The 23,497-nt window shown below is 68.6% G+C and carries 23 protein-coding genes; 11 read left to right on the top strand and 12 right to left on the bottom strand.

The window, feature by feature from the left end:
* Positions 1 to 41 precede the first annotated feature (41 nt).
* Entirely contained in the window at positions 42 to 863 is an 822-nt protein-coding gene (locus ACFOPO_RS04480; RefSeq protein WP_386701345.1) for an AraC family ligand binding domain-containing protein, read from the bottom strand.
* 95 nt (positions 864 to 958) lie between these two features.
* On the bottom strand, positions 959 to 1,177 hold the full coding sequence (locus ACFOPO_RS04475; protein ID WP_386701343.1) for a hypothetical protein: 219 nt from the start codon (positions 1,175 to 1,177) through the stop codon (positions 959 to 961).
* Positions 1,178 to 1,335: 158 nt separating this feature from the next.
* Here ACFOPO_RS04475 and ACFOPO_RS04470 point away from each other — a divergent pair, with 158 nt between their 5' ends.
* From ACFOPO_RS04470 to ACFOPO_RS04460, 3 genes are all read left to right on the top strand, one after another.
* The gene (locus ACFOPO_RS04470) at positions 1,336 to 2,304 is read left to right on the top strand and encodes a LysR substrate-binding domain-containing protein (RefSeq protein ID WP_386701341.1); all 969 of its coding nucleotides are present in this window, start codon (positions 1,336 to 1,338) and stop codon (positions 2,302 to 2,304) included.
* 63 nt (positions 2,305 to 2,367) lie between these two features.
* Positions 2,368 to 3,252: a class I SAM-dependent methyltransferase gene (locus ACFOPO_RS04465; RefSeq protein WP_386701339.1), complete on the top strand. Its 885-nt coding sequence runs from the start codon at positions 2,368 to 2,370 to the stop codon at positions 3,250 to 3,252.
* A gap of 45 nt (positions 3,253 to 3,297) precedes the next feature.
* Positions 3,298 to 3,834, top strand: coding sequence for a pseudouridine synthase (locus tag ACFOPO_RS04460; protein WP_386701338.1), 537 nt, complete (start codon positions 3,298 to 3,300; stop codon positions 3,832 to 3,834).
* A gap of 12 nt (positions 3,835 to 3,846) precedes the next feature.
* Here the strand turns inward: ACFOPO_RS04460 and ACFOPO_RS04455 are convergent, their stop codons facing one another.
* A complete protein-coding gene (locus tag ACFOPO_RS04455) occupies positions 3,847 to 4,839 on the bottom strand; it encodes a DMT family transporter (RefSeq protein ID WP_386701336.1) in 993 nt (330 codons plus the stop codon).
* Positions 4,836 to 5,789: an aldo/keto reductase gene (locus ACFOPO_RS04450; protein ID WP_386701333.1), complete on the bottom strand. Its 954-nt coding sequence runs from the start codon at positions 5,787 to 5,789 to the stop codon at positions 4,836 to 4,838. Before ACFOPO_RS04450 ends, ACFOPO_RS04455 begins: the two co-directional genes overlap by 4 nt.
* 233 nt (positions 5,790 to 6,022) lie before the next feature.
* Here ACFOPO_RS04450 and ACFOPO_RS04445 point away from each other — a divergent pair, with 233 nt between their 5' ends.
* On the top strand, positions 6,023 to 7,141 hold the full coding sequence (locus ACFOPO_RS04445; protein ID WP_386701331.1) for a response regulator: 1,119 nt from the start codon (positions 6,023 to 6,025) through the stop codon (positions 7,139 to 7,141).
* 21 nt (positions 7,142 to 7,162) lie between these two features.
* On the opposite strand, the gene ACFOPO_RS04440 is transcribed toward ACFOPO_RS04445, so the two are convergent.
* Positions 7,163 to 7,537: a hypothetical protein gene (locus ACFOPO_RS04440; protein ID WP_386701329.1), complete on the bottom strand. Its 375-nt coding sequence runs from the start codon at positions 7,535 to 7,537 to the stop codon at positions 7,163 to 7,165.
* Positions 7,538 to 7,678: 141 nt separating this feature from the next.
* Between ACFOPO_RS04440 and ACFOPO_RS04435 the strand changes: the two genes are divergently transcribed.
* Positions 7,679 to 8,344 (top strand): Fe2+-dependent dioxygenase, encoded by a 666-nt coding sequence (locus ACFOPO_RS04435; RefSeq protein ID WP_386701327.1) that lies wholly within the window; start codon positions 7,679 to 7,681, stop codon positions 8,342 to 8,344.
* 1 nt (position 8,345) lies between these two features.
* On the opposite strand, the gene ACFOPO_RS04430 is transcribed toward ACFOPO_RS04435, so the two are convergent.
* Positions 8,346 to 9,362 carry a hypothetical protein gene (locus ACFOPO_RS04430; protein WP_386701325.1) on the bottom strand — a complete coding sequence of 339 codons (1,017 nt, stop codon included), beginning with the start codon at positions 9,360 to 9,362 and terminating at the stop codon, positions 8,346 to 8,348.
* 22 nt (positions 9,363 to 9,384) lie between these two features.
* Positions 9,385 to 11,904: an ATP-dependent helicase HrpB gene (gene hrpB / locus ACFOPO_RS04425; RefSeq protein WP_386701322.1), complete on the bottom strand. Its 2,520-nt coding sequence runs from the start codon at positions 11,902 to 11,904 to the stop codon at positions 9,385 to 9,387.
* 61 nt (positions 11,905 to 11,965) lie between these two features.
* Between hrpB and ACFOPO_RS04420 the strand changes: the two genes are divergently transcribed.
* Positions 11,966 to 12,772 (top strand): TatD family hydrolase, encoded by an 807-nt coding sequence (locus ACFOPO_RS04420; RefSeq protein ID WP_386701320.1) that lies wholly within the window; start codon positions 11,966 to 11,968, stop codon positions 12,770 to 12,772.
* A 6-nt stretch (positions 12,773 to 12,778) separates the two neighbouring features.
* Here ACFOPO_RS04420 and ACFOPO_RS04415 read toward each other — a convergent pair whose 3' ends face one another.
* A complete protein-coding gene (locus ACFOPO_RS04415; protein ID WP_386701318.1) occupies positions 12,779 to 13,066 on the bottom strand; it encodes a hypothetical protein in 288 nt (95 codons plus the stop codon).
* Between the two features lie 189 nt (positions 13,067 to 13,255).
* Between ACFOPO_RS04415 and ACFOPO_RS04410 the strand changes: the two genes are divergently transcribed.
* On the top strand, positions 13,256 to 15,232 hold the full coding sequence (locus tag ACFOPO_RS04410) for a winged helix-turn-helix domain-containing protein (RefSeq protein WP_386701316.1): 1,977 nt from the start codon (positions 13,256 to 13,258) through the stop codon (positions 15,230 to 15,232).
* Here the strand turns inward: ACFOPO_RS04410 and ACFOPO_RS04405 are convergent.
* From ACFOPO_RS04405 to ACFOPO_RS04390, 4 genes are read right to left on the bottom strand one after another with little or no spacing between them, the layout of a single operon-like run.
* Positions 15,229 to 15,633, bottom strand: coding sequence for a hypothetical protein (locus ACFOPO_RS04405; RefSeq protein ID WP_386701314.1), 405 nt, complete (start codon positions 15,631 to 15,633; stop codon positions 15,229 to 15,231). The genes ACFOPO_RS04410 and ACFOPO_RS04405 overlap by 4 nt on opposite strands.
* A gap of 48 nt (positions 15,634 to 15,681) precedes the next feature.
* Positions 15,682 to 16,620 carry a 2-dehydropantoate 2-reductase gene (panE, locus tag ACFOPO_RS04400; RefSeq protein ID WP_386701312.1) on the bottom strand — a complete coding sequence of 313 codons (939 nt, stop codon included), beginning with the start codon at positions 16,618 to 16,620 and terminating at the stop codon, positions 15,682 to 15,684.
* Between the two features lie 10 nt (positions 16,621 to 16,630).
* A complete protein-coding gene (locus tag ACFOPO_RS04395; protein ID WP_386701310.1) occupies positions 16,631 to 17,431 on the bottom strand; it encodes an ABC transporter permease in 801 nt (266 codons plus the stop codon).
* A gap of 52 nt (positions 17,432 to 17,483) precedes the next feature.
* The gene (locus tag ACFOPO_RS04390) at positions 17,484 to 18,509 is read right to left on the bottom strand and encodes an ABC transporter ATP-binding protein (RefSeq protein ID WP_386701307.1); all 1,026 of its coding nucleotides are present in this window, start codon (positions 18,507 to 18,509) and stop codon (positions 17,484 to 17,486) included.
* A 119-nt stretch (positions 18,510 to 18,628) separates the two neighbouring features.
* Between ACFOPO_RS04390 and ACFOPO_RS04385 the strand changes: the two genes are divergently transcribed.
* From ACFOPO_RS04385 to ACFOPO_RS04370, 4 genes are all read left to right on the top strand, one after another.
* Positions 18,629 to 19,396 (top strand): ferredoxin--NADP reductase, encoded by a 768-nt coding sequence (locus ACFOPO_RS04385; protein WP_386701305.1) that lies wholly within the window; start codon positions 18,629 to 18,631, stop codon positions 19,394 to 19,396.
* Positions 19,397 to 19,467: 71 nt separating this feature from the next.
* Positions 19,468 to 21,027: an alpha/beta hydrolase gene (locus ACFOPO_RS04380; RefSeq protein ID WP_386701302.1), complete on the top strand. Its 1,560-nt coding sequence runs from the start codon at positions 19,468 to 19,470 to the stop codon at positions 21,025 to 21,027.
* Positions 21,024 to 21,770, top strand: coding sequence for an ATP-binding cassette domain-containing protein (locus ACFOPO_RS04375; protein WP_386701300.1), 747 nt, complete (start codon positions 21,024 to 21,026; stop codon positions 21,768 to 21,770). The genes ACFOPO_RS04380 and ACFOPO_RS04375 overlap by 4 nt, the downstream gene beginning before the upstream one ends.
* The gene (locus ACFOPO_RS04370) at positions 21,767 to 22,981 is read left to right on the top strand and encodes an ABC transporter permease (protein WP_386701298.1); all 1,215 of its coding nucleotides are present in this window, start codon (positions 21,767 to 21,769) and stop codon (positions 22,979 to 22,981) included. Before ACFOPO_RS04375 ends, ACFOPO_RS04370 begins: the two co-directional genes overlap by 4 nt.
* The last annotated feature ends 516 nt before the right edge of the window (positions 22,982 to 23,497 follow it).

The raw sequence follows: 23,497 nt of genomic DNA, 5'->3' as shown, positions 1-23,497 counted from the left end.
GCGTGCGCGGATCGGCGGCGCCTGTCTTGAACCAGATTGCGCTACTGGCGCACCTGCTGGCGGTAGCGCGCCGGAGTGACGCCGTAGCGGCGGGCGAACGCACGCGTGAGGTGGGCCTGGTCACTCAGGCCGACGCTCGCGGCCACGCGTGCGGGTGCGTGGCCATCGGCCAGCAGGCGCTTGGCTTCGAACAGGCGCAGCGCCATCAACATCTGTTGTGGTGTCGCGTGGTGGACCGCGCGGAAGCTGCGCAGGAAATGGAACGGGCTCAGGCCCGCCACGCTGGCCAGCTCTTCCAGCGTCAGCGAGCGGTCGAGGTTCGCACGCAGGTAGTCGATGACCGGCGTGAATCGCGGCGCAGCCTGGCGTGCGACTGCTGGGCGTCGGGCCTGGCGCCCGAAGGTGTGCAGCAACTGCGACAGCAGGCTGTCGAACGCCAGCGGTTCATCGGCAAACCACAGGCCGTCGAGCAGCGCCGTCACCTCGCGCGCGCTGGCTGGATCGTGGGCGACGGCGTCGGCGAACCACCAGCCACGCTCGCCGGTGACGGACTCCACCACGTCCGGATCGATGTAGACCATGCGGTAGCGCCAGCCGCCCTCGGTCTCGGCACGACCGGTGTGCAGCGCATCGGGATTCATCAGCACCAGCGAATCCGCCGGCGCCAGATGGTCACTGCCGTGGTAACGGAAGCGTTCGACACCGGACTCGATCGCGCCCAGGCCAAAGGCTTCGTGCGTGTGCGGCTCGAACGCGTGGCGGACGATGTGCGCCCGGTACAGCTCGATGCCGGCGCGATGCGTCGGCCGGCGGAACTGCGCCACGTCCTGCGGATGCTCGAACTGGAGGGGGACGCCTTGCATGCGGCGATGATGCCACCGGCGGCGGCCAGCCTGCGGGCCATGGCGCCGTCCCTGGCACCTTCAGCTTCGTGTCGTGGCCGCTGCGACCGTCGAGTTCAGGCGCAGCAACCGATGGCGTCGCGGACGTCGAGTTCAGGCGCGGAGCGCTTTTCCTCGGCCTTGCGGGCGGCGCGCGCGTGGCCCAGCGGGGCGAAGTACTTCTCGGACGCGGCGCGGTTGCCGTAGCCGTGCGAGTAACGGTCGTCGTCCTCGTCGAACGGATGCGGCTCGGTCTGGTTCGTCTGCAGGAACAGCAGGTTGGTGAAGATGCTCATGGCGGACTCCCGGATGGTCTTGCCTGCCTGGCGTGGACAACTTCCTTGAACAGGTTGCAAGATAGGCCTGCAGGATTCGAAGGAAAAGCGACAGTTTTGCAACCAAGGGTTGAGTTCTGATCAAGCCTTGGAATGACCACCGGCACTGGAAACCGTCCATGAGTCGTCCGCCCCTGCAGTCACTGATCGGATTCGCCGCCGCCGCGCGCATGGGCAACCTCACCCGCGCGGCCGAGTCGATGCACCTGACGGTCAGCGCGCTGAGCCACCAGATCCGCGCGATCGAAGAACGTCTCGGCCGGCGCCTGTTCGTGCGCGGCGCGCGCGGCGTGCGCCTCACCGACGACGGCCAGGCGCTGTACGAACGCATCGCGCCACACCTCGACGCGATCGAACGTGCATTGCAGCCGCGCGTTTGCCGCGACGACTCGTTGACGATCACCCTGATGCCCTCGTTCGCATCGAGCTGGCTGGTGCCGCGCCTGCCGCGCTTCCTCGCCGCGCATCCGCAACTGGAGATCAGCCTGCAATCGAACATCGGCGTGGTCGACTTCGCCCGCGAAACCGCGATCGATGCCGGGATTCGCTTCGGTCCGGGCAAGTGGCCGGGCCTGGAAGCGGTGCACCTGTTCGACGACTGGGTGACGCCGACCGCGAGCCCGGCACTGCTCGAACGCCTGGGCTACCCGACGCTGGAAACGCTTGGCAGCTTCCCCTTGCTTGGCGCGCCCGGCGGTCGCTGGAGCGAATGGTTCTCCGAATTCGGCGGCACGCCGCCGGAACGCTTCGTCGCCATCCTCGACGATTCGGAAAACCTGCATCGCGCCGCCGTCGAAGGGCTCGGGATCGTGCTCGGGCGGATGACGCTGGCGCGTCCGCTGATCGACGCCGGCCGCCTGGTGACGCTGTTCGACGAACGCTTCAAGGCCGAGTTCGCCCATTACCTGGTGTTCCCGCCGCGCTCGCGCGGGCACCGCGGACTGGCCGTGTTCCGCGACTGGCTGCTGGAGGAAGCGCAGGTGTACGAGGCCGCCGAAGCGGAGCCGCCGCGTCCCGTCGGCGCCGCGCGCAAGAAGGCGAAGGCGGCCAAGGCGCCGTCGGGGCCCAGGCGTCGCAAGGCCGGGTGATGGCCGCCGCCTGCGCTTGGGGTTAGGCTGGCGCCCCCGTACCCAAGGCCTGGAGCCCACCGCATGAAACGCACGCTGCCCGTCGTCCTGCTGTCCAGCCTGGTGTCCGTTGCGCTTGCCGGCTGCGCCAGCAGTGCGCACGACGCCACCAACGAAGCGGCGGCTGCGGCCACTGCCCCCGCTGCTGCCGCCACGGCAAACAACGGCGCCGCCCTCGACGCCGCCCTCGCTGGCAGCATCCGCGACCCGCGCAATGTCGCGCGCGACCAGTACCGCCACCCGCGCGAGACCCTGACGTTCTTCGGCGTCGCGCCGCAGCAGACCGTCATCGAGATCACCCCGGGCGCCGGCTGGTACTCCGAGATCCTCGCGCCGTACCTGAAAGACGGCGGCCATTACGTCGCTGCCGTGTGGGACGACGCCATCACCGGCCAGCCCAAGTACCGCTACGACCTCAACAAGACCCTGCGCGCCAAGTTCGCCGGCAACGCCGCCGCGTACGGCACGCCGGAAGTGCGCGTGTTCGATCCCAAGGCGCCGAACTTCGGCCGGGCCGGTTCGGCCGACACCGTGCTGACTTTCCGCAATGCCCACAACTGGGTCAGCGACGGCAATGCCGAGACCTACTTCAAGGCGTTTTACGACGTGCTCAAGCCCGGTGGCGTGCTCGGCGTGGTCGACCATCGCGCCAAGCCCGGCACCGACCTGGCCAAGCAGAAAGAGTCCGGCTACCTCACCCAGGACCTGGTGATCCAGCTGGCCCAGGGTGCCGGTTTCGTGCTCGAGGAGAAGAGCGAGATCAACGCCAACCCGAAGGACACCACCGACCATCCCAACGGTGTCTGGACGCTGCCGCCGGTGAATCGCCACGACGCCGCCGACGATGCCAAGTACAAGGCGATCGGCGAGAGCGACCGCATGACGCTGCGCTTCCGCAAGGCGAAGTAATCCCGACCGCGCGGGAAGCGACCTGCGCTTCCCGCGCCTGCACGCATGCTGATTGCATTCAACAAACCTTATGGCGTGCTGTGCCAGTTCACCGACCGCAGCACGCCGCCGCGGCCGACTCTGGCAGGGTTTGGCCTGCCGCCGGACGTGTATGCCGCGGGCCGTCTCGACCACGACAGCGAAGGCCTGTTGCTGCTCACCGACGACGGCACGCTGGCCCATCGCTTGACCGATCCGCGGCACAAGCAGCCCAAGACCTACTGGGTGCAGGTCGAGGGCGATCCAGGCGACGAACAGATTTCTGCCTTGGCGCGCGGCGTCGTCCTCAACGACGGTCCGACGCGACCGGCGCAGGTACAGCGGATCGAAACGCCTTCGCTGTGGCCACGCGATCCGCCGGTGCGCTTCCGCAAGACCGTGCCCGATGCCTGGCTCGAGATCACGATCAGCGAAGGTCGCAATCGCCAGGTGCGGCGCATGACCGCAGCGGTGGGATTGCCGACGTTGCGGCTGGTGCGGGTGGCCATCGGGCCGTATCGGCTGGGCGATCTCGCACCCGGCCAGTGGCGCAATTGCGACTGATGGAACGAGGTGTCAGCCGCGCGTCTCTTCGCGCGGATCGGTGTCCTCGGGGAAGTTCGCCACCGGCACCGAGTTCGCGCCCGGCCTTGTGAGCAGCAGCACGCCGCTCAGCACCACGGCGGTGCCGATCAACTGCACCGCCGTGATCGGCTCACCGAGCAGCCAGGCGCCGAGGAACACCAGCGACACCGGCCCGATCACCGACATCTGCGCCGCCGACCCCGCGCCCAGCCGCGCCACCGCGCCCATCGTGAAGGTCACCGGCAGGAACGTGCAGAAGATCGCGTTGACCAGCGCCAGCCAATAGACATTCGTGGGCAGCTGCAGCAGGTGCACCGGATCGCGCAGCAGCAGGTAGTGGATCACCGTCGCCGCGGTCGACACGCACATCGCGTACGCGACCAGCCGCAGCGAGCCGATGCGCTGGATCAGCTGGCCCGACATCGCCAGGTACAGCGCGTAGCTCAGCGCCGCCAACAGCACCAGGCCGCTGCCGAAGAGCACGTGTTCGCCCTGCACGCGCAGGTTCTCGACGAACACCAGTGCGACGCCGGCATAGCTCACCGCCAGCGCGATCCACTCCTTGCGCGCGACCTTGCGACCGAAGGCGAACACACCGATCAGCAGCACGAACGTCGGATTGAGGAACAGGATCAGCCGCTCCAGCGACACCGGCACGTATTCCAGGCCCCAGAAGTCGAACAGGCTGGAGAGGTAATAGCCGAGCACGCCGAGGATGAGGATCAGGCCGAAGTCGCGACGGCTCATCGGGTGGCGGCCCGCGCGACGCGACTCGTGGATGCCGAGGGCGACGAACAGCGGCAGCGACATCAGCATGCGCAGCGCCAGCACATCGAGCGCATCGATGCCGTAGCGGTACTGGAACTTGGCCAGGATCGCCTTGGCCGAGAACAGCACCGCGCCGACGGCGGCGAGGGTGAAGCCGATCCTGCGGGTGGCAGGGTCGTGGTGCGTTGCCGTAGCGCTGTTCGAGGAAGCGCTCATTCCGCGCTGGCGCCGTCGAGTTGCGCGACCTGCGCCGGCGTCAGCGACAACCGCGCCGCTGCCAGCAGTTCCTGCAGCTGCGCCACGCTGGTGGCGCTGGCGATGGGCGCGGTGATCGACGGCCGCGCCATCAGCCAGGCCAGGGCCACCTGTGCCGGCGTGGCCGCGTGGCTGGCGGCGACATCGTCCAGCGCCTGGACGATGCGCAGTCCGCGCGGGTTGAGGTACTTGCCGATGGCGCCGGCGCGGGCGCTGCTCTTGCCGACGTCGGCGGCGCTGCGGTACTTGCCGCTGAGGAAGCCGCTGGCCAGCGAGTAATACGGGATCACCGCGATGCCATGGGCCAGCGCCAGCGGTTCCAGTGCCGCCTCGAAGCCGGCGCGGTCGTACAGGTTGTAGTCCGGCTGCAGGCTCTCGTAGCGCGGCAGGTGGTGGCGCCGCGAGGTCTCCAGCGCCTCCGCCAGCCGCGGTGCGCTGTAGTTGGAGGCACCAATGGCGCGCACCTTGCCCTGTTCGATCAGGCGGGCGAAGGCACCCAGGGTTTCGGCCAGGGGCGTCTCGGGGTCGTCGGCATGGGCCTGGTAGAGGTCGATCACGTCGGTCTGCAGGCGCTGCAGCGAGCCCTCGACCGCGGCCTGGACATTGGCCGGCGACAGCCCGCGGTGGCGTTCCCACTTGCCGAGCTTGGTGGCGATCGTGACCCGGTCGCGCTTGCCGCCGCGCTTGAACCAGCGGCCCAGGATCGTCTCCGATTCGCCGCCCTGGTTGCCGGGGACCCAGTACGAGTACGAATCGGCGGTGTCGACCAGGTCGAAGCCGGCGTCGACGAAGGCGTCGAGGAGGGCGAAGGAGGTCGCCTCGTCCGCGCTCCAGCCGAACACGTTGCCGCCGAACGCGAACGGCGCCACCTGCAGCGACGAACGGCCAAGCGGACGGGAGGACTGGCTCATATGGGGGTGGCGGCTGAAGTAGGGTGTTACATGATGCGGTGCGTTGTGGTCCATGGGGCAGACGCATCCCGCAACGTCGTGTTGCGGATCATGACCGGATGTCGACCGATGCCGGCACGGGACTGCGGGCAAAAGGAAGCCAAATGCACGCATTCCGGCGGGTTTCTGCTAACGTCTGGACCGATTCTGCCGCGGCGCGGGAGGGGACGTCGCCGCCACGGGGACACGGACGCATGGCCATAGCGACAAGCAATTCGGGCCCCAGCACGACGGGTCGCATTCTGGTCGTCGACGACCAGAACGTGAACCTGCGCGTGGTCGGAACCCTGCTCGTCCGCCAGGGCTACGAGGTGATCACCGCCGGCAGCGGCGAGGAAGCGCTGCAGCGCTACGTCGAATCGCCGCCGGACCTGATCCTGCTCGACATGATGATGCCCGGCATGGACGGCTTCGACGTGCTCGCCTCGCTGCACGAACTGGGCCCGTTGCAGGTGCCGGTGGTCTTCGTCACCGCCGCCCACGACCGCGACCTGCTGCTGCGTGCCTTCGACGCCGGCGTGGTCGATTACGTCACCAAGCCCTTCCTGCCTGAGGAGCTGCTGGCCCGGGTCAACGCCCACGTCGGCCTCAAGCTCACCCGCGACCGCCTCGAACGTGTGGCCCGCGAACGCGAGGAACTGGTCAACCTGGTCGCCCACGACCTCAAGAATCCGCTCAGCAGCGTGCTGTTCGCCGGCGAGCTGCTGCGCAGCGGCGTGTGCAAGCCCGAACGCGTGCCGCGCTACCTGCAGATGATCCACGAGAGCGCCGACGACGCCCTGGGCTACATCCGCCATTACCTGGAAAGCCAGGGCGGGCGGCGCGCGCAGGAAGCCGCGGCCGAGCGCGCCGACCTCGGCGAAACGCTGGAGTGGCTGCTGCAGCGCTACGAGATCCAGCTCGATGCCCGCGGCATCCGCGTCGACCTGCGCCCGCCCTCTGGCCCGGCCCAGGTCGCGATCCATCCGCGCGTGCTGCGTCAGGTCAGCGAGAACCTGGTGACCAACGCGATGAAGTACGCGCCCGGTTGCGAGTTGCTGCTGACCGCACGCAGCGGCGCGCCGGGCTACTGGCAGCTGATCGTCGCCGACCGCGGGCCGGGCATCCCGGCCGACCGCCAGCGCGAACTGTTCAAGCCGTTCGTGCGCCTGCACGAAGGCGACGACCCCAATGGCCTGTCCAATGGCCTGGGCCTGTCGCTGGCCAAGCGCATCATCGCCAACGCCGGGGGCCAGCTCTGGTACGAACCGCGGCGCCATGGCGGCGCCCGGTTCATCATCGAACTGCCCGAAGCGGCGCCGATCACCATCTAGGCGCGCGTCGACCAGCCCCGTTTACTCCGGGCTGGCGCTGGCCCGGGTCGAACGCGTCCGCCGCGGCGCAGGGCGACGTCCCGTGCGCTGCGCCTCGACGCGGCGCGAACTGCCTTCGATCGCCTCGCCGCTGCCGTTCTCGGCCTTGCGCGCGCGACGCTTGGCGGCGTACCAGAGCAGGCCGGCACCGGCGACGGCGGCGGCCACGAGCACCGGATTGCGGCGTGCGAACTTGCCTGCCACCTGCACGCCACCCTTGACGACACCCAGCTTGGCGCCGGTTTCCAGCCATTTGCCGGCATGCTGGGTGACGCTCGGCACGGCGTGGCGGAGGTTGTCGCCGACGGCCGAGGCCAGTTCCAGGGCGCGTTCGGGCAGGTCGGAAAGCTTGCTCATCGGTAGGAACCCACGTGACGTTGGCTGGTCTGCAGTGTCCACGCGGCTTCGTTGAAGGAGCGTGAGCGGGACGCGTGGTTGCCGGCTCGCGGCTGAATGCCGATCATGGCCCTCGCCCAAGTCGCCCCAGCGCGGTCCGCCATGATCCGAGTGTTGCCCAACGTGCTCTACGCCGCCGAACTGCAGGCGGTGCGCGAGTTGTTGCCGCAGGTGCGCTTCGGCGACGGCCGCATCACCAATCCCGATTCGTCGGTGAAGCAGAACCTGCAGGCACCGCAGGACGACCCGGCCAACGCCCGCATCGCCCAGATCGCGCGCGATGCACTGATGCGCTTCCCCGAGCTGCGCGTGTTCGCGCAACCGCGGACGATGGCGCGGACCACCGTGGTTCGTTACGAGCCGGGCATGAACTACGGCTGGCATGTCGACGAAGCGTTGTTCCCGTCGACGCCGCCGATGCGCAGCGACCTGTCGTGCACGGTGTTCCTCAACGACCCGTCCGATTACGACGGCGGCGAGCTGACCATCCAGCTGGGCGCGCAGGAGCTGACCTACAAGCTCCAGCCCGGCAGCGCGATCCTGTATCCGTCGACCACCATCCATCGCGTCACCCCGGTCACGCGTGGCGTGCGCCTGGCGGCGATCACCTGGCTGCAGAGCTGGGTCGCCGACAGCGGCCAGCGCGAGTTGCTGGTGCAGCTGGAGGAAGCGCGCGCACTGGCCGCCAGCGGCGACGATCGCCAGCGCCTGCAGGTGCTGCTGGAGTCGCTGCGGACCAACCTGTTCCGGATGTGGGCGGACACCTGAGTCAGGTTGTCATGTCCGCGAGTTGCGGATGTCGCCTCATCACTGCTTCCACCCACGCTTCGCCTTCGGCGATCTGCGCGCCGTGCCGCTCCATCGCCAGCGCAAGGTCGTGGGCGCGATCGTCGCGGCCATAGCCGTGCGCTTGCGCCTTCGAATAGCGGCCCCACGCCGGTGATGCGGTCGCCGTGTCCAGGCCGGCAGCGTCGAGATCGAAGTGCTCGGCGAGTCGTTGCAGCTGCTCGCGCGGCTGTGCCAGCAAGGCATCGAAGTCCATGTGCAGCACGCGCGCAGCGTGTTCGCCGCGCGCGGTCGCGCTGAAGCGCACGCGCTCCGCCAGCCAGCCCATGGCGCATTGCTGCGGCAGGCTCAATGCATGCAGTGCAGTGCCGTCGGCGACGCCGCGTGTATGCAGGTCGCGCAGTCGCTCGCCGGCGGCGCTGGCCGCGTCATGCACCGAGGCCGGCGATTTCAACAGCGTCGCCAGGTAGGGCCGCAACGGCATGTCGAGCAGGACCGCGCGCATCGTCGGCTGCGATTGCAGCAATGGCGCGATCAATCCATTGCAGCTGCTGGTGGCCTTGACCACGCTGCGGGTCTGCGGTGGCAGCGGTTGCGACCAGCGCGACCACAGCGCGCGCAACAGCTGCGCTGCCTGCGCCGGCGACAGGCGCGACTGCAGTTCGTCCAGGCCGGGCCAGGCCTCGGCCAGCGTGCGCAACGGCAGCGGTTCACGCAGGCCCTGCAGCTGTGGCCAGCTGTCGAGCAGGCGGCTGAGCAGGGTCGAGCCGCAATGGCCGATGTGGAAGATGGCGTCGGCGGATGGCACCGCTGCCGCGTCGCGGGCGAGCACGGTATCGAGCGGCACCCAGGCGCCGTCGGCATTGGCGGGCAGCGCGCGGTCGTCGAGGAATGCCGCTTCCCGTCGCTGCGCTGCATCCAGGCGCAGGAACAACACGCGCCGCCCGACCAGGTCGAGCTTGAACGGCAGGAACCCAGGGTCGTCGAGCGGTGAAGTCATGCCGCGGAGTGTAGCGAGCCGGTCACGTGCCGCGGGGCTTGGCGCGGTGGGTGGCGGCGGCGGTCCACGGATCGTCGGGCCAGGGATGGCGGGGGTAGCGGCCCTTCATTTCCTTCTTCACTTCCGGGTAGGTGCGATCCCAGAACCCGCGCAGGTCCTGGGTGATCTGCAATGGCTTGCCGCCCGGCGAAAGCAGGTGCAGCGTCAACGGCACGCGTCCGTCGGCGATGCGCGGCGTGTCGGCCAGTCCGAACAGCTCCTGCAGTTTCACCGCCAGCACCGGTGCCACCGGCGCATCGGCGGCGTCGTCGAAGTCGTACTCGATGGCGCGCTCCATGCCCGATGGCACGGCCATCCGCGTCGGCGCGAGGGCGTCGATCTTCTGCCGCAATGACCAGTCGAGCTGCGAGCGCAACGCTTCGCCGAGCTCCTGCTCCGACAGCGCATCCAGGCGCGTCTTGCCGCTGAGCACCGGCTTGAGCCATTGCTCCACGGTCGCCATCAGCGCGGCGTCCGACAGGTCGGGCAGTTCCAGTTCGGGCAGCCATGCGCGCAGGCAACGCACGCGCGCGCGCCACTGCGACAGCGACGACGTCCACGGCAGTGCCTGCAGGCCAAGCTGGCGGACGGCGTCGACCAAGGCGTCGGCGTAGCGCGACGGGTCGGGTTTGGCCAGCGGCCGGCTGTCGATGACGATGCGGTCGAAGCGCTGCTCGCGCACGGCGGCAATGCCACGCAGCGCGCTGTCCCAGACCACGCGATCTTCGCTGACGAAGCGCCGCGGGAAGTCGTTGCGCAGGCGCTGCTCATCGAGCGGGGCGGCACGCATCACGCGCGCATCGCGTGGGTCGTCGCGCAGCTCGCTGATGGCAATCCAGGGTTCGCCATACAGGGCGCTGTCGTCGAACAGTTTGGCGCTGCGGCCGTTGGCGAGCTGGTAGCGGTAGGGATCGGTCGGGTGCTGGCGCGCGATCCGGTCCGGGAATGCATGCAGCAGCAAATCGCCGAGCAGGTGCGGCGGTGCCGAGGCCGGTGGCTGTGCATCGATGCGCAGTCGCCGGCGCCATTGCTTCGCGGCCTGGTCGATGGCGGCCAACGCCGAACGCGAGGCATCGGCGCCGACACGACCGGCACGGAACGCCGCCAGCGCCTGCCAGCGTTCGGCCAGCGCGTCGCTGCGCGAGCGCAATGGGTCACGCGCTTCGACCAGCGCCGCGAGATCGCAGGCGAGGGCCTGCTCGCTCGCCTGCGACGGCGCCAGCAGCATCGCCGCCAGACGTGGATGCGTGCCCAGCGCGAGCATGCGTCGGCCCAGCGACGTGATCGCCCCGCCGTCGAGCGCACCCAGTCGTTGCAGCAGTTCGCGTGCCGCCGCCAGCGCGCCCGTGGGCAGCGCATCGACGAAGCGAAGATTGGCATCGCCCCACGCCGCCAGTTCCAGCGCCAGGCCCGCCAGCTCCACCTGGCCGATCTCGGCGCGACGTTGCGGTTCCAGCCGCTGCGATTCCGGCCACAACCGGTACGCCCAGCCTTCCGCGACGCGGCCGGCGCGGCCGGCACGCTGGTCGGCGGAGGCCTGGGCGATGTTGACCACGTCGAGACGGGCGAAGCCGCTGTTGGGGTCGTAGCGCGGCTCGCGTGCCAGGCCGCTGTCGATCACCACACGCACGCCGGGCAGGGTGACGCTGGACTCGGCGACGTTGGTGGCCAGCACGACACGACGGCGGCCATCGGGATCGGGCTGGAGCACCCGCGACTGCTGCTCCACCGGCAGCTCGCCATGCAGGGTGAGCACATCGGCGCTTGCAGACGCCGCGCCCGCCTCGAGCGCGCCCTGCACGCGGGCAATCTCGCGCTGCCCGGGCAGGAACACCAGCACGTCGCCGGGATGCTGCACCAGCGCCTGCTCCACGGCACGCCGCGCCTGGTGCTCGATCGCCTCGTCACGCCGCCCCGGGAAATGCGCGATCGAAACCGGATAGCTCCGCCCCGCGCTGCTCAATCGCGGCGCATCGAGGAAAGCCGCCAGGCGTTCGCCATCAAGCGTGGCCGACATCACCACGATGCGCAGGTCTTCGCGCAGGCCCGATTGCACGTCCAGCGCCAGCGCCAGGCCGAGGTCGGCGGCGAGGTGGCGCTCGTGGAATTCGTCGAACAGCAGCGCGCCGACGCCCTCGAGCATCGGGTCGTCCTGCAGCATCCGCGTCAGGATGCCCTCGGTGACGACTTCTATGCGCGTGCGCGCCGACACCTTGTTCTCGAAGCGGATGCGGTAGCCGACCGTTTCGCCGACCGGCTCGCCGCGCTGACGGGCCATGAAGCCGGCGGCGGCACGCGCGGCCACGCGACGCGGCTCCAGCATCACGATCTTCTGCCCGGCCAGCCAGGGCGCATCGAGCAGCGCCGGCGGCACCTGCGTGGTCTTGCCGGCGCCCGGCGGCGCCTCCAGCACCAGGCGCGGGTGCACGGTCAGGCTGTCGCGGATGCACGGCAGCAGTTCGTCGATGGGGAAGGTGGGCGCTTGCCGGGCTTGCTCGTTCACCTCGCAAGGATAAGGCGCGAGCGCTTGTTAAACTGCCCCGCCCCGCTCTGCCCCCTCAGACATGCAACTGGTCGACATCGGCGCCAACCTCACCCACGACTCGTTCGACCACGACCGCGACGCCGTGCTCGCGCGTGCGCGCGAAGCCGGGGTGGCGCAGATGGTCATCACCGGCGCCAGCCGCGAGCATTCGCCGCTGGCACTGAAGCTGGCGAAGCAGCATCCGGGCGAACTGTTCGCCACCGCCGGCGTGCATCCGCACCATGCCAGCGAGTACACCGCCGAATGCGATGCGGAGCTGCGCGAACTGCACACGCACGCCGAAGTGGTCGCCGTCGGCGAGTGCGGGCTCGACTACTTCCGCGATTTCTCGCCGCGACCGTCGCAGCGCCGCGCCTTCGAGCAGCAGCTGCAGATTGCGGTGGACCACGCCGTCAACGGCGTGGCCAAGCCGCTGTTCCTGCACCAGCGCGACGCCCACGCCGATTTCATGGCGATGATGAACAACTTCGACGGCCGCCTCGGCCCGGCGGTCGTGCATTGCTTCACCGGCACGCGCGAGGAGTTGTTCGACTACCTCGACCGCGACTGGCACATCGGCATCACCGGCTGGCTCTGCGACGAGCGCCGCGGCCAGCACCTGCGCGAGCTGGTGAAGTCGATCCCGGCCAACCGCCTGATGATCGAGACCGATGCGCCGTACCTGCTGCCGCGCACGATCAAGCCGGCGCCACCGCACCGGCGCAACGAGCCGATGTACCTGGCCCACATCGTCGAAGAGCTGGCCCGCGACCGCGGCGAAGACGTCGCCACCGCCGCGGCCAACAGCACCGCCACCGCGCGCGCGTTCTTCCGCCTGCCGGGCTGAGGCCCCTCAACGGCTGGCCAGGCGCCTGGACGCCTGCGGCCTGGCGAGCACGATCTGGACGATGCCGGCGTTGCGCTGGCAGGCGCGTTGGGTGTCGATCATCAGCCGGGTACGGACGAGATAGGCCTGGCCGAGGTTGTCGACGCCGGTCAGGCGGGCGACATCCTGCTGGCTGGGCAGCAGTGGGCGCTGGCAATCGATGGTGATGGTCGGGGCCACCGCGTCGGGAGCTGACTGGGCAGCAGCTGCGGGCGCGACGAAGGCCATCAGCAGGACGGCGAGACGGATGTTCATGGGATGCTCCGGACGGCGCCGGTCGATCCCGGCACGTCCAGCCTCGCGCCGTCCCCGCTGCGGGTCTTGAGGCCACGCTGAGGGCAAGCGCAGGCTTATGTTGGGGCGGCGGCCAAAGCTTGGGGAATGCTTAGGCCGTGTGCACGACCCGCCCCCGTATCCGTATTTGGGTGTTTCCCACGTGCCGCGATGACCCGACCCGTTCCCCCCGTGCTCCGCTTCGACGACATCGTCCTGGACCTGCCAGGCCGGCGCCTGCTGCGCGCGGGCCAGCCACAGGCGCTGGAGCCCAAGGCCTTCGCTGTCCTGGAATTGCTGGCCGGCTCGCCCGGCCAGGTGTTCTGCCGGGACGAGATCCTCGACGCGGTCTGGGGCCATCGCCACGTCACCCCCGGCGTGCTCAACCGCGTGATCACCCTGGTCCGGCACGCCCTGGGCGAAGACGCACAAAGCTCGCGCTACCTGCACACGGTGCACGGCTATGGCTACCGCTTCGACCTGCCGGAAAAGACGGAGGAAGCCGCCAGCGTGGCCGACGTGGTGGTTCCGACGGCGGAGACCGTGCCGAACGTGACCGTCGAGGACGACGACGCAACCGCGGCACAACCTCCATCGGCGCCGCCGCCGGTCGATGCCGTTGCACATTCACATTCGCGTCCGTGGTTGCGCTACGCCATCGCGGCCGCCTTCGCGCTCGTGGCCGTCGCCGTTTCGATCGGGGTATGGCGGTCGCAACACACCGACGGCCCGACAGCAGCGCCGGTGCTGGCAGTCCTGCCGATGCGCGCCGTCGGCGACGACCCGCGCGGCCAGGCCTTCGCCGACGGCCTCAGCGAGGAAATGGTCGGACTGCTGGCCCACATCGACGGCTTGCGCGTGATCTCGCACACCGCCTCGTTCAAGTTCCGCGATGGCACGTTGCCGATGCCCGAGGTCGCCAGGCAGCTGCAGGCCACGCACCTGCTCGAGGGCAGCGTGCGCCAGGACGGCGAACGCCTGCGCATCAGCCTGCACCTGGTCGAAGCCAGCGGCAACCGCACGATCTGGTCGCAAAGTTTCGACCGCGAGTTCCGTGACATCTTCGCCGTCCAGCGCAGCATCGCCTACGCGATCGCCAACACGCTGGAGCTCCAGCTTGGCCTGTCGGCGACCTCGTCCAGCCCCGGCGAGGATCCCGCGCTGTACCGGCAGTACCTGCTGGCGCGCAATGCAGCACCGCGCGTCGGTGAGGATCGGGCCGAGGCATCGGAGGCCGCATTGCGCGAACTGACCCGCGAGCATCCCGACTACGCGCGGGCGCAGGGCGGTCTGGCGGTGATCCTGTGGGGACGCTCGCTGTCGGCGCGGCCCGGACGTGACGAGCTGCGGGCCGAGGCCGAACAGACGGCGGCGAAGGCACTGCAGCTGGACCCGCAGCAACCCGAAGCCAACACCGTCATCGCGGCAAAGGAATGTCGAGCGCAGCGGTGGGCCGAATGCATGCGGCTGTCGCAACTGGCGATCCGGCTGGCGCCTTCCGATACGTGGTGCCGGGGCTGGTACGCCTACCGCCTGGCCACGCTCGGTTACGTCCAGCAGGCCCTGCGCGAGACCGACGAAGCACTCAAGCTGGCGCCGTTCGACCAGGACCTGCATTTCTGGCGAGGCCGCCTGCTCGATACCCTGGGCCGCCACGACGAGGCGCGCGATCACCTCGCACTGTCGCAACCCGATCGCGCCGCCACCGCGACGTTCTTCAACGCGATATGGCGCCGCGACTACGGCACCGCGCAACGGCTGGTCGAAGCGCTGCCCGCCGACCTGCCCTGGCGCGCATCGGAACTGGCGGCGGTCGCGGCATTGCGCGACCCGAAGCTATGGCCGGCGGTGATACCGGCGATCGAACAGTCCGAACGGCATTCGCTGTATGGCCAGATTCCCTACGACTTCACCCGGCTGCTGTTGCCCGTGCGCGATTACGCGCGCGACATCGACGGACTCGATGCCGTGCAGCAGGCTGGATACGCGTCGTACCAGTGGGTGTTCTGGCAGCCCGAATCGCGCGAGCTGCGGCGGGATCCGGCATTCCAGCGCTACGTGCAGCGCAGCGGCATGGTGGCGTACTGGCGCGAGCACGGCTGGCCGGATGTGTGCCGCGGCAATGGTGACGGCGTGACTTGCGACTAGCGCGGATGCCGGATCTCGTTCGATGGGTACTTGAACCATCCGGACGGCACGCCAAGCCCCTGGCAGTCGATCCGCTGCGACAGTGGCTCGTCGTTGCGGTTAAGGTTCTCCTGGGCGCAGGGGTCCTTGATCGAGGGAAAAACCAGCGGTTCCGGCTCACGTCGGTCGGCGATGAAAGTGAAAGCGGGTCGACGCTCAGGGGCGACTGGCGCAGCCACATCAGTCGGGAGCGTCAGGCCCGGAGGTGGGCGCGAGACAGCCCCGCTTTGTGCGAGGGTAGGCAGTGGTAGCAAGGTGACGAACAACGCCGCGAGCATCCGGTTGCCTCCGGCTCTCAAGCGGGCTTCTCTTATTGCGTCCAAGGCGTACTCGATGCTGCCGAAGGCCGTCAATTCGAGCACCGGGCACTTCCGTAGAACATCAGAATCGTCTGAACTGCAGGATCGAGGCTAGTTGGCCCGCGCCAATTCGTACGCCTGCAGATGGCACCACGCGGCGGCGAGCAGCGGCGCGGACTGATCCGCAGCCTGCGCCCGATGCAGCATGTCGCCGACGATCTGCATCGCCTCCACGGCCTGGCCTGCTTCCAGGTCACGCAGCATCGAGGCCTTCAATGGCGAACCGGACTGGGTCAGCGTCGTCAGTGCCGACTGCTGCGCCGCCTCCGCGATCGGTTCACCTTCGACTTCGGCGACGGCCAGGCACTCGCGGTAGAGCGCGCGCATGAACGCGTCACCGCCCTCGCCCGCGACGATCCCGCCGACGCTGGCGCGCATCAGGCAGGTAGCCGCGGCCAGGGTCGACAGGAAGGTGTACTTGGCCCACTGCTCGCTGGCGATGCGCGGCGAACGCACGTGGTCGATGCCGGCATGGGCGCACAGCGCGGCGAACGCTGTGGTGCGTTCGCTGTCCGGGTTGCCCTCCCGCTCACCGAACGTGATCGAAGCCGGTCGGCCGAGATGCAGCACTTCACCGTTGGGCCCCTTCATCGCGCTGATGAAGCACAACCCGCCGAGTACGCGCTCCGCACCAAACCTGGCATCGAGCAACGGGTAATGGGCGAGGCCGTTGAGGATCGGCAGCACGGCGGTGTTCGCGGCGACGGCAGGCGCCGCCGAAGCCATCGCGCTGTCGAGGTCGTAGGCCTTGCAGCTCAGCAGCACCAGGTCGAACGGGCGCTCGCGTGCCAGCGTCGGCAATGCATCGGCGGTGACGTGCGCGACGGCGATGTCGGCATCGCCCAGCGGGCTGCGCAGCGACAGGCCGTGCGCGTGCAGTTGCTCCGCGCGCGCCGGACGCACCAGGAAGGTGATGTCGGCGCCCGATTGCGCCAGGCGGCCGCCGAAGTAGCCGCCGGTTCCACCCGCACCAAGGACAAGCACGCGCATCGCGGAACCCTCAGCTGCGCAGGCCGACACCGCGCTTGAGCAGCCACAGGCCGAGCGAGGCCAGCGCGACCACGAACGCCATCATCAGCGTGTAGGCCACCCACACCGGCACGTCGCTGACGCCGAGCAGGCCATAGCGGAACGCGTTGACCATGTAGAAGATCGGGTTGGCATGCGTCATCGCCTCGGCCCACGGCGGCAGCAGCTTGACCGAATAGAACACGCCGCCCAGATACGTCAGCGGGGTCAGGATGAAGGTCGGCACGATCGCGATGTCGTCGAACTTCTTGGCGTACACCGCGTTGACGAAGCCGGCCAGCGAGAAGATCGTCGCGCCCAGGATGACGGTGGTGAGCGTGACCAGCGGGTGCGGGATGCGCACCTTGGTGAAGAACATCGCGATCACCAGCACGATCGCGCCGACCATCAGGCCGCGCAGCACCGCACCGGCGACGTAACCGCCGAGGATCACCCAGTTCGGCATCGGGCTGACCAGCAGCTCCTCGACGTGGCGGCCGAACTTGGCGCCGAAGAACGAGGACGAGATGTTGCCGTAGCTGTTCTGGATCACGCTCATCATCACCAGGCCGGGGACGATGAAGTCCATGTACTTGATCCCGTCCATCTCGCCCACGCGCGAACCGATCAGGCCGCCGAAGATCAGGAAGTACAGGGTCATCGTGATCGCCGGCGGCACCAGGGTCTGGCCCCAGATGCGCAGGATGCGGTTGATCTCGCGACGGACAATCGTGCCCAGCGCCACCAGGTTGCGCTGGTGGTCGGTGAGTTCCTTGGCGACGGCGGTGTTCATGCTTCGTCCTGCAATGCGGTGTGGTGTGTGCCCCGGGCGGGAGCAAGCGTCGTCATGCGACGGCTTCCGGCGGAGCCTGCGCGGTGCTGTCCTGCGCGTTCTCGCCGGTCAGGCGGACGAACAGTTCCTCGAGGCGATTGGACTTTGTGCGCATCGAGCGCACGCGGATCCCGGCCTCGCCAAGCACGGCGAACACGCGGTTGAGGTCCATCGCACGCGGCATCTCGATGTCGAGCGTGTGGTCGTCGGCGGCCAGCAGCGTCGTGCCTTCGATCGTGGGCAACGTCGCCGGCAGCTGGCCGTCGATGTCGAGCAGGAAGCCTTCGACGTCGAGCTTGGCCAGCAGCGCCTTCATCGGGCCCTGCTCGACGATGCGGCCGCGGTCGATGATGGCCAGGTTGCGGCACAGGCTCTCGGCTTCTTCCAGGTAGTGCGTGGTCAGGATGATCGTGGTGCCGGCGGCGTTGATCTCCTTGAGCGTCTTCCACATGCCGCGGCGGATCTCGATGTCGACGCCGGCAGTGGGCTCGTCGAGGATCAGCAGCCGCGGCTGCGTCATCATCGCCCGCGCGATCATCAGCCGGCGCTTCATGCCGCCCGAGAGCGTGCGGCTCATCATGTTGGCCTTTTCCCACAGGTGGGCGCGCTTGAGCTCGACCTCGGCGCGCTGCAGCGCCTGCTCGCGCGGCACGCCGTAGAAGCCGGCGTAGTTGACCAGGATGTCGAGCGGCTTCTCGAACATGTTGAAGTTCAGTTCCTGCGGCACCAGCCCGATCAGGCGCATCGCGGCATCGCGATTGCGCGCCAGGTCGACGCCGAAGATCGACACCGAGCCGGCGCTGAGGTTGACCAGCGAGCTGACGACGCCGATCAGGGTGCTCTTGCCGGCACCGTTGGGGCCGAGCAGTGCGAAGAAATCGCCGGGCATCACGTCCAGCGAGACGCCCTTGAGCGCCTCGACGCGGTTGTCGTAGGTCTTGCGCAGGTCGCGCACGGACAGTGCGGGGGCCGCTGTTGCCGGGGAAGCACCTGCGGGAGCGGCAGCTGCCGCGGTGGAGAGGTTCGAAGCCGGGGTCATCTGGGAGGCCTGTAGTAGAGCGCGCCTGCGCTGCGAGCCGCGAAGCGATAACCGGTAGTATAGGCGGCCTCGTGCCGGCGCTCCGGCTACAGTCTGTTGCAACTTCCACCGGTATTGTCGTGGCCATCCAGCATTTCCCTCTCAAGCTCGTTTCGCGCCGGATGCTGGCCCCCACGGTCGGCCACTACACGTTCGTCCGCGACGACGGCCAGCCGCTGGACTTCATCCCGGGCCAGTTCATCCAGGTCCACTTCACCTACGCCGACGGCACCGCGACCAAGCGCAGCTATTCGCTGGCGACCATCCACGACCACGCCCTGGGGCCTGGCGAGGCGGTCGAGATCGCCGTCAGCTACGTCGCCGGCGGCGCCGCGACGGCGCTGTTCGAGGGCCTGGAGGGCGGCGGCCGGGTTGACGCCAGCGGTCCGTTCGGCCGTTTCTGCCTGATGCCGGCCGACGCCAACAAGCGCTACCTGCTGATCGGCACCGGCACCGGCGTCACGCCTTACCGGGCCATGCTGCCGCAGCTCGATGCCCTGATCCGCGAGCGCGGCATCCAGGTGGTGCTGCTGTTCGGCGCGCGCACCCCGGTGGAACTGCTGTACGGCGACGAGTTCCGCGCGTTCGCCGCCCGCCATCCGGACAACTTCCGCTTCGTCCCCTGCTTCTCGCGCGAATTGCCTGAGCCGGGTTCCGAGCAGGCGCATGCCGACGTCCGCCACGGCTACGTGCAGCAGTACCTCGACGAGTTCGCGCCCAGCGCCGGCGATGACATCGCCTACCTGTGCGGCAATCCGAACATGGTCGATGCCTGCTTCGAGGCCTTGAAGGGCCATGGCCTGCCAATTCCGCAGATCCGCCGCGAGAAGTACGTAAGCAGCAAATAAGGCTGCCATTCTTCCGGCGCCCCTCGTCTGGCATTCTTGAAGGCGCTTTGCCTTATGGACGAGAGGGAACCATGCGCAAGTTCGGGGGACGGACGGCCGCGGTCGCGGTAGTCCCATTGTTGTCAGGCGCGCTGCTTTCAGCCGCGCTGTTGTCGGGCTGCAGTTCGCAGGTGGAAGGATCGTCCGCGTCGGCCGCCAAGGCCACCGGGCAGCGGATGTTCGGCAGCATTGCGTTCGAACCGTGCACGCTGTCGGCGCCACTGTCGCCGACCAGCATCGACGCGCAATGCGCGAAGTACGAAGTCGCCGAGAATCCGGCCGAACCGAAAGGCCGCAAGATCACGCTCAACATGGCCTGGCTGCCGGCCAGCGACCAGTCGGGCGGCACCGCCGATCCGGTGTTCTTCCTTGCCGGCGGCCCCGGCCAGGCCGCCACCGAGTACGCGGCGCAGGTCGACATGGCGCTGCGCGATGCACGCAAGCAGCGCGACATCGTCCTGATCGACCAGCGTGGCACCGGCAAGCTCAGCCCGCTCGATTGCCGCGATGCCAACGGCCGCGAGCTTGCGCTGCCCGACGCCGACGGGACCGACGCCAACGCCATCGCCGACTACGCCGGACGCTGCGCGCAGGCGCTGGCCGGCAAGGCCGACCCGCGTTTCTACACCACCACCCAGGCCATCGCCGACCTCGACGCGGTGCGTGCCGCACTCGGCGTCAGCCGCATCAACCTGGTCGGCGTGTCGTACGGCACGCGCGTGGCGCAGCAGTACGCGGCGCGCTACCCGAAGCACACGCGCGCGATCGTGCTCGATGGCATCGCTCCCAACGACCTGGTTGTCGGCGGCGAGTTCGCCCGCACCTTCGAGCGCGCACTCGGTCTGCAGGTCGCGCAGTGCCAGAAACTGGACAGCTGCCGCAAGCGCTTCCCGCAGGACCTGCGCACGCAGCTGCATGCCCTGAAGACGCGACTCGCCGCAGCGCCCGTCGACGTCGAGTACCGCGACCCCGCCAGTGCCGAGGTGAAGCACGACACGCTCACCGCCGACACCGTGGTCGGTCTGACCCATCTGTTCTCGTACATGCCGCAGATGGCATCGCTGCTGCCGGTGGTGATCGACGAAGCCGACCGCGGACGGTACGCACCGCTGATGGCACTGTCGCAGATGATGACCCGTGAAGTCGGCGGGCAGATGTCGCGCAGCATGCAGTGGTCGGTGATCTGCGCCGAGGATGCCGATCGCTATCGTCCCGATCCTGCCGATGCCGACACGGTGCTTGGCCCCGACGTTGCGACCGCCTTCTTCGCCGCATGCAGCCGCTGGCCGCATGGCGCGCGTCCGGCCAACTTCAACGCACCGCTGAAGTCGAACGTGCCGGCGCTGCTGCTGTCGGGCGAGATCGATCCGGTGACGCCGCCGTCGTACGGCGAGCAGGTGCTCAAGGGCCTGCCCAACGGCCGCCACTTGGTGCTGCGCGGGCAGGGCCACAACGTCAGCGGCGTCGGCTGCCTGCCGAAGCTGGTGGGCCAGTTCCTCGAATCGACCGACGCACGCAAGCTCGACGCCAAGTGCCTGGACGCGATCGGCTACGTGCCGCCGTTCACCGGCTTCAACGGGTGGGAACCATGATCATCGCCAACGACCTGCACAAGAGCTTCAAGACCAAGACCGGCACCGTGCGCGCCGTCGATGGCGTCAACTTCGAAGCACGCGACGGCCAGATCACCGGCCTGCTCGGCCCCAACGGCGCCGGCAAGACCACTACGCTGCGCATGCTCTACACGCTGATGAAGCCCGACGCCGGCCAGGTGCTGGTCGATGGCGTCGATGCCGGGCGCGACCCGGAGGCCGTGCGTCGCGCACTGGGCGTGCTGCCGGATGCGCGCGGCGTCTACAAGCGCCTGACCGCGCGCGAGAACATCGCCTACTTCGGCGAGCTGCACGGCATGTCGTCCCAGGCCATCGCGCAGCGCACGCAGACGCTGGCCGATGCCTTGCAGATGCATGACATCCTCGACCGCCAGACCGAAGGCTTCTCGCAGGGCCAGCGCACCAAGACCGCGATCGCACGCGCACTGGTGCACGACCCGCGCAACGTCATCCTCGATGAGCCGACCAACGGCCTGGACGTGATGACCACACGCGCCATGCGCACCTTCCTCCAGCAGCTTCGTGCCGAGGGCCGCTGCGTGATCTTCTCCAGCCACATCATGCAGGAGGTCGCCGCGCTGTGTGACCGCATCGTCATCGTCGCCAAGGGCCAGGTGGTTGCCGCCGGCACGGCCGACGAACTGCGCGCACAGACCGGCGAAGCGAATCTCGAGGATGCCTTCGTCAAGGCGATCGGTTCGGAAGAGGGCCTGCACGCATGAGCTCGATCCAGTCCGACAAGGCACCTCGCTGCGGCAACGTCGCCACGCTGTGGTCGGTGATGCGCAAGGAACTGCGCGACATCTCCCGCGACCGCCGCACGCTGGCGCTCGCGTTGCTGATGGGACCGCTGTTGTATCCGCTGCTGATGATCGGCATCGGCACGCTGGCCGAGAGCCGCGCCAAGACGCAGCTCGACAAGGTGCTCGAGGTGCCGACGGTCGGCATCGAGCGCGCGCCAAACCTGGTGGCGTTCCTGGCCACGCAAGGCATCGAGGCCAAGCCGGCACCGGCCGACCTGGACGCGGCGATCGCGCGACAGGACATCGACGTCGCCATGCGCATCAGCGTCGGCTTCGCCCGCAACTGGCACGACGGCCAGCCGGCACTGGTGGAGATCGTTCGCGACAGCACGCGCCGCGACAGCGACATTCCCGGTGCGCGGTTGCGCGCGGCATTGACGGCCTACGGTGACCAGGTCGGCGCGTTGCGCCTGCTCGCCCGCGGCATCGATCCGTCGATCACGCGCGCACTGAATGTCGGCAGTCGCGATCTTGCCACCGAGGATGCCAAGCGCGGCCTCGTGCTGTCGTCGATCATGCCGTACCTGCTGATCCTGATGTCGTTCCTGGGTGGCGCCTACCTGATCATGGATGCGACGGCCGGTGAACGTGAGCGTCAGTCACTGGAACCGCTGCTGGCAACGCCCGCGCGACGCGGCGCGATTGTCAGCGGCAAGATCGCCGCGGCATGTGCGCTGGGCCTGCTGTCGTTGTTGTTGACGCTGCTCGCGTTCAAGTTCAGTGCGCAGGTGGGCACGAGCGTCGGCAAGATGCTCGACGTGAGCTTCGCTGCGATCGGCAAGATGCTGCTGGTGCTGTTGCCGATGCTGTTCATCGGTACGACGCTGCTGACGTTGTTGTCGGCGACGGCCAAGAGCATGAAGGAAGCGCAGAGCCACATGACGTGGCTGATGCTGCTGCCGATGATCCCGACGATCGCCTTGGCGGTGAACCCGATCAAGACGCAGATGTGGCAGTTCGCCGTGCCGTTCCTCGCCCAGAACCAGATGCTGCTGAAGGTGATCCGCGGCGAGTCGATCGATCCGCGCGTGTGGGCGATCTACCTGGCGGCGGGCTTTGGTGTGGCGGCGCTGCTGTGGTTCGCGGCGGTGCGGCGCTATCACCAGGAGAGGCTGGCGATTTCCGGCTGATGCGTTTGTTGGGCTTTGCGAGGAGACACGGGCCGCATTGCGGCCCGTTTCTTTTGCGCGGTGTCAGTGGGGGAGGAGGTGGGGTGTATTCCGCGAACCTCCGCTTCGCTCCGTGATTGTTCGCGAAATACACCCCACCCCCTCCTTCCCGAAGCTTCTGCCGCTTCATTGACTTCGCGTTTGGCGCCGCGGCCTTGTTTGCTTAGCGCGGCTGCACCGGCGGGACTCGGGCTGAAAGGACCAAGGGCGGTGTCCGTGCCCTCGGCTCATTCGCGCGTCCGCTCGGTGAGCTCGGTCCCGGACGCCCGCGAATGGATCATGTGGTTCTTAGAACCATAACCAACGTCCATGGGTTCCCGCCTTCGCGGGAATGACGGCTTGTCGACGAAGACCGGGCAATGAATTGCCGAAGCGTCGTTCGACGGGTCGGGGATTGATCCGCAGCGGGACATGGATGTCCCGCGCCCCGCATCGGACAGGATGTCCGACTAAGGGGCGGAGCAATCCCCGGCCCGG

The sequence above is a fragment of the Lysobacter sp. GCM10012299 genome, from assembly GCF_042649405.1.
Lineage (GTDB): Bacteria > Pseudomonadota > Gammaproteobacteria > Xanthomonadales > Xanthomonadaceae > Lysobacter_J.
This window is presented reverse-complemented; position numbering and strand designations above follow the sequence as displayed.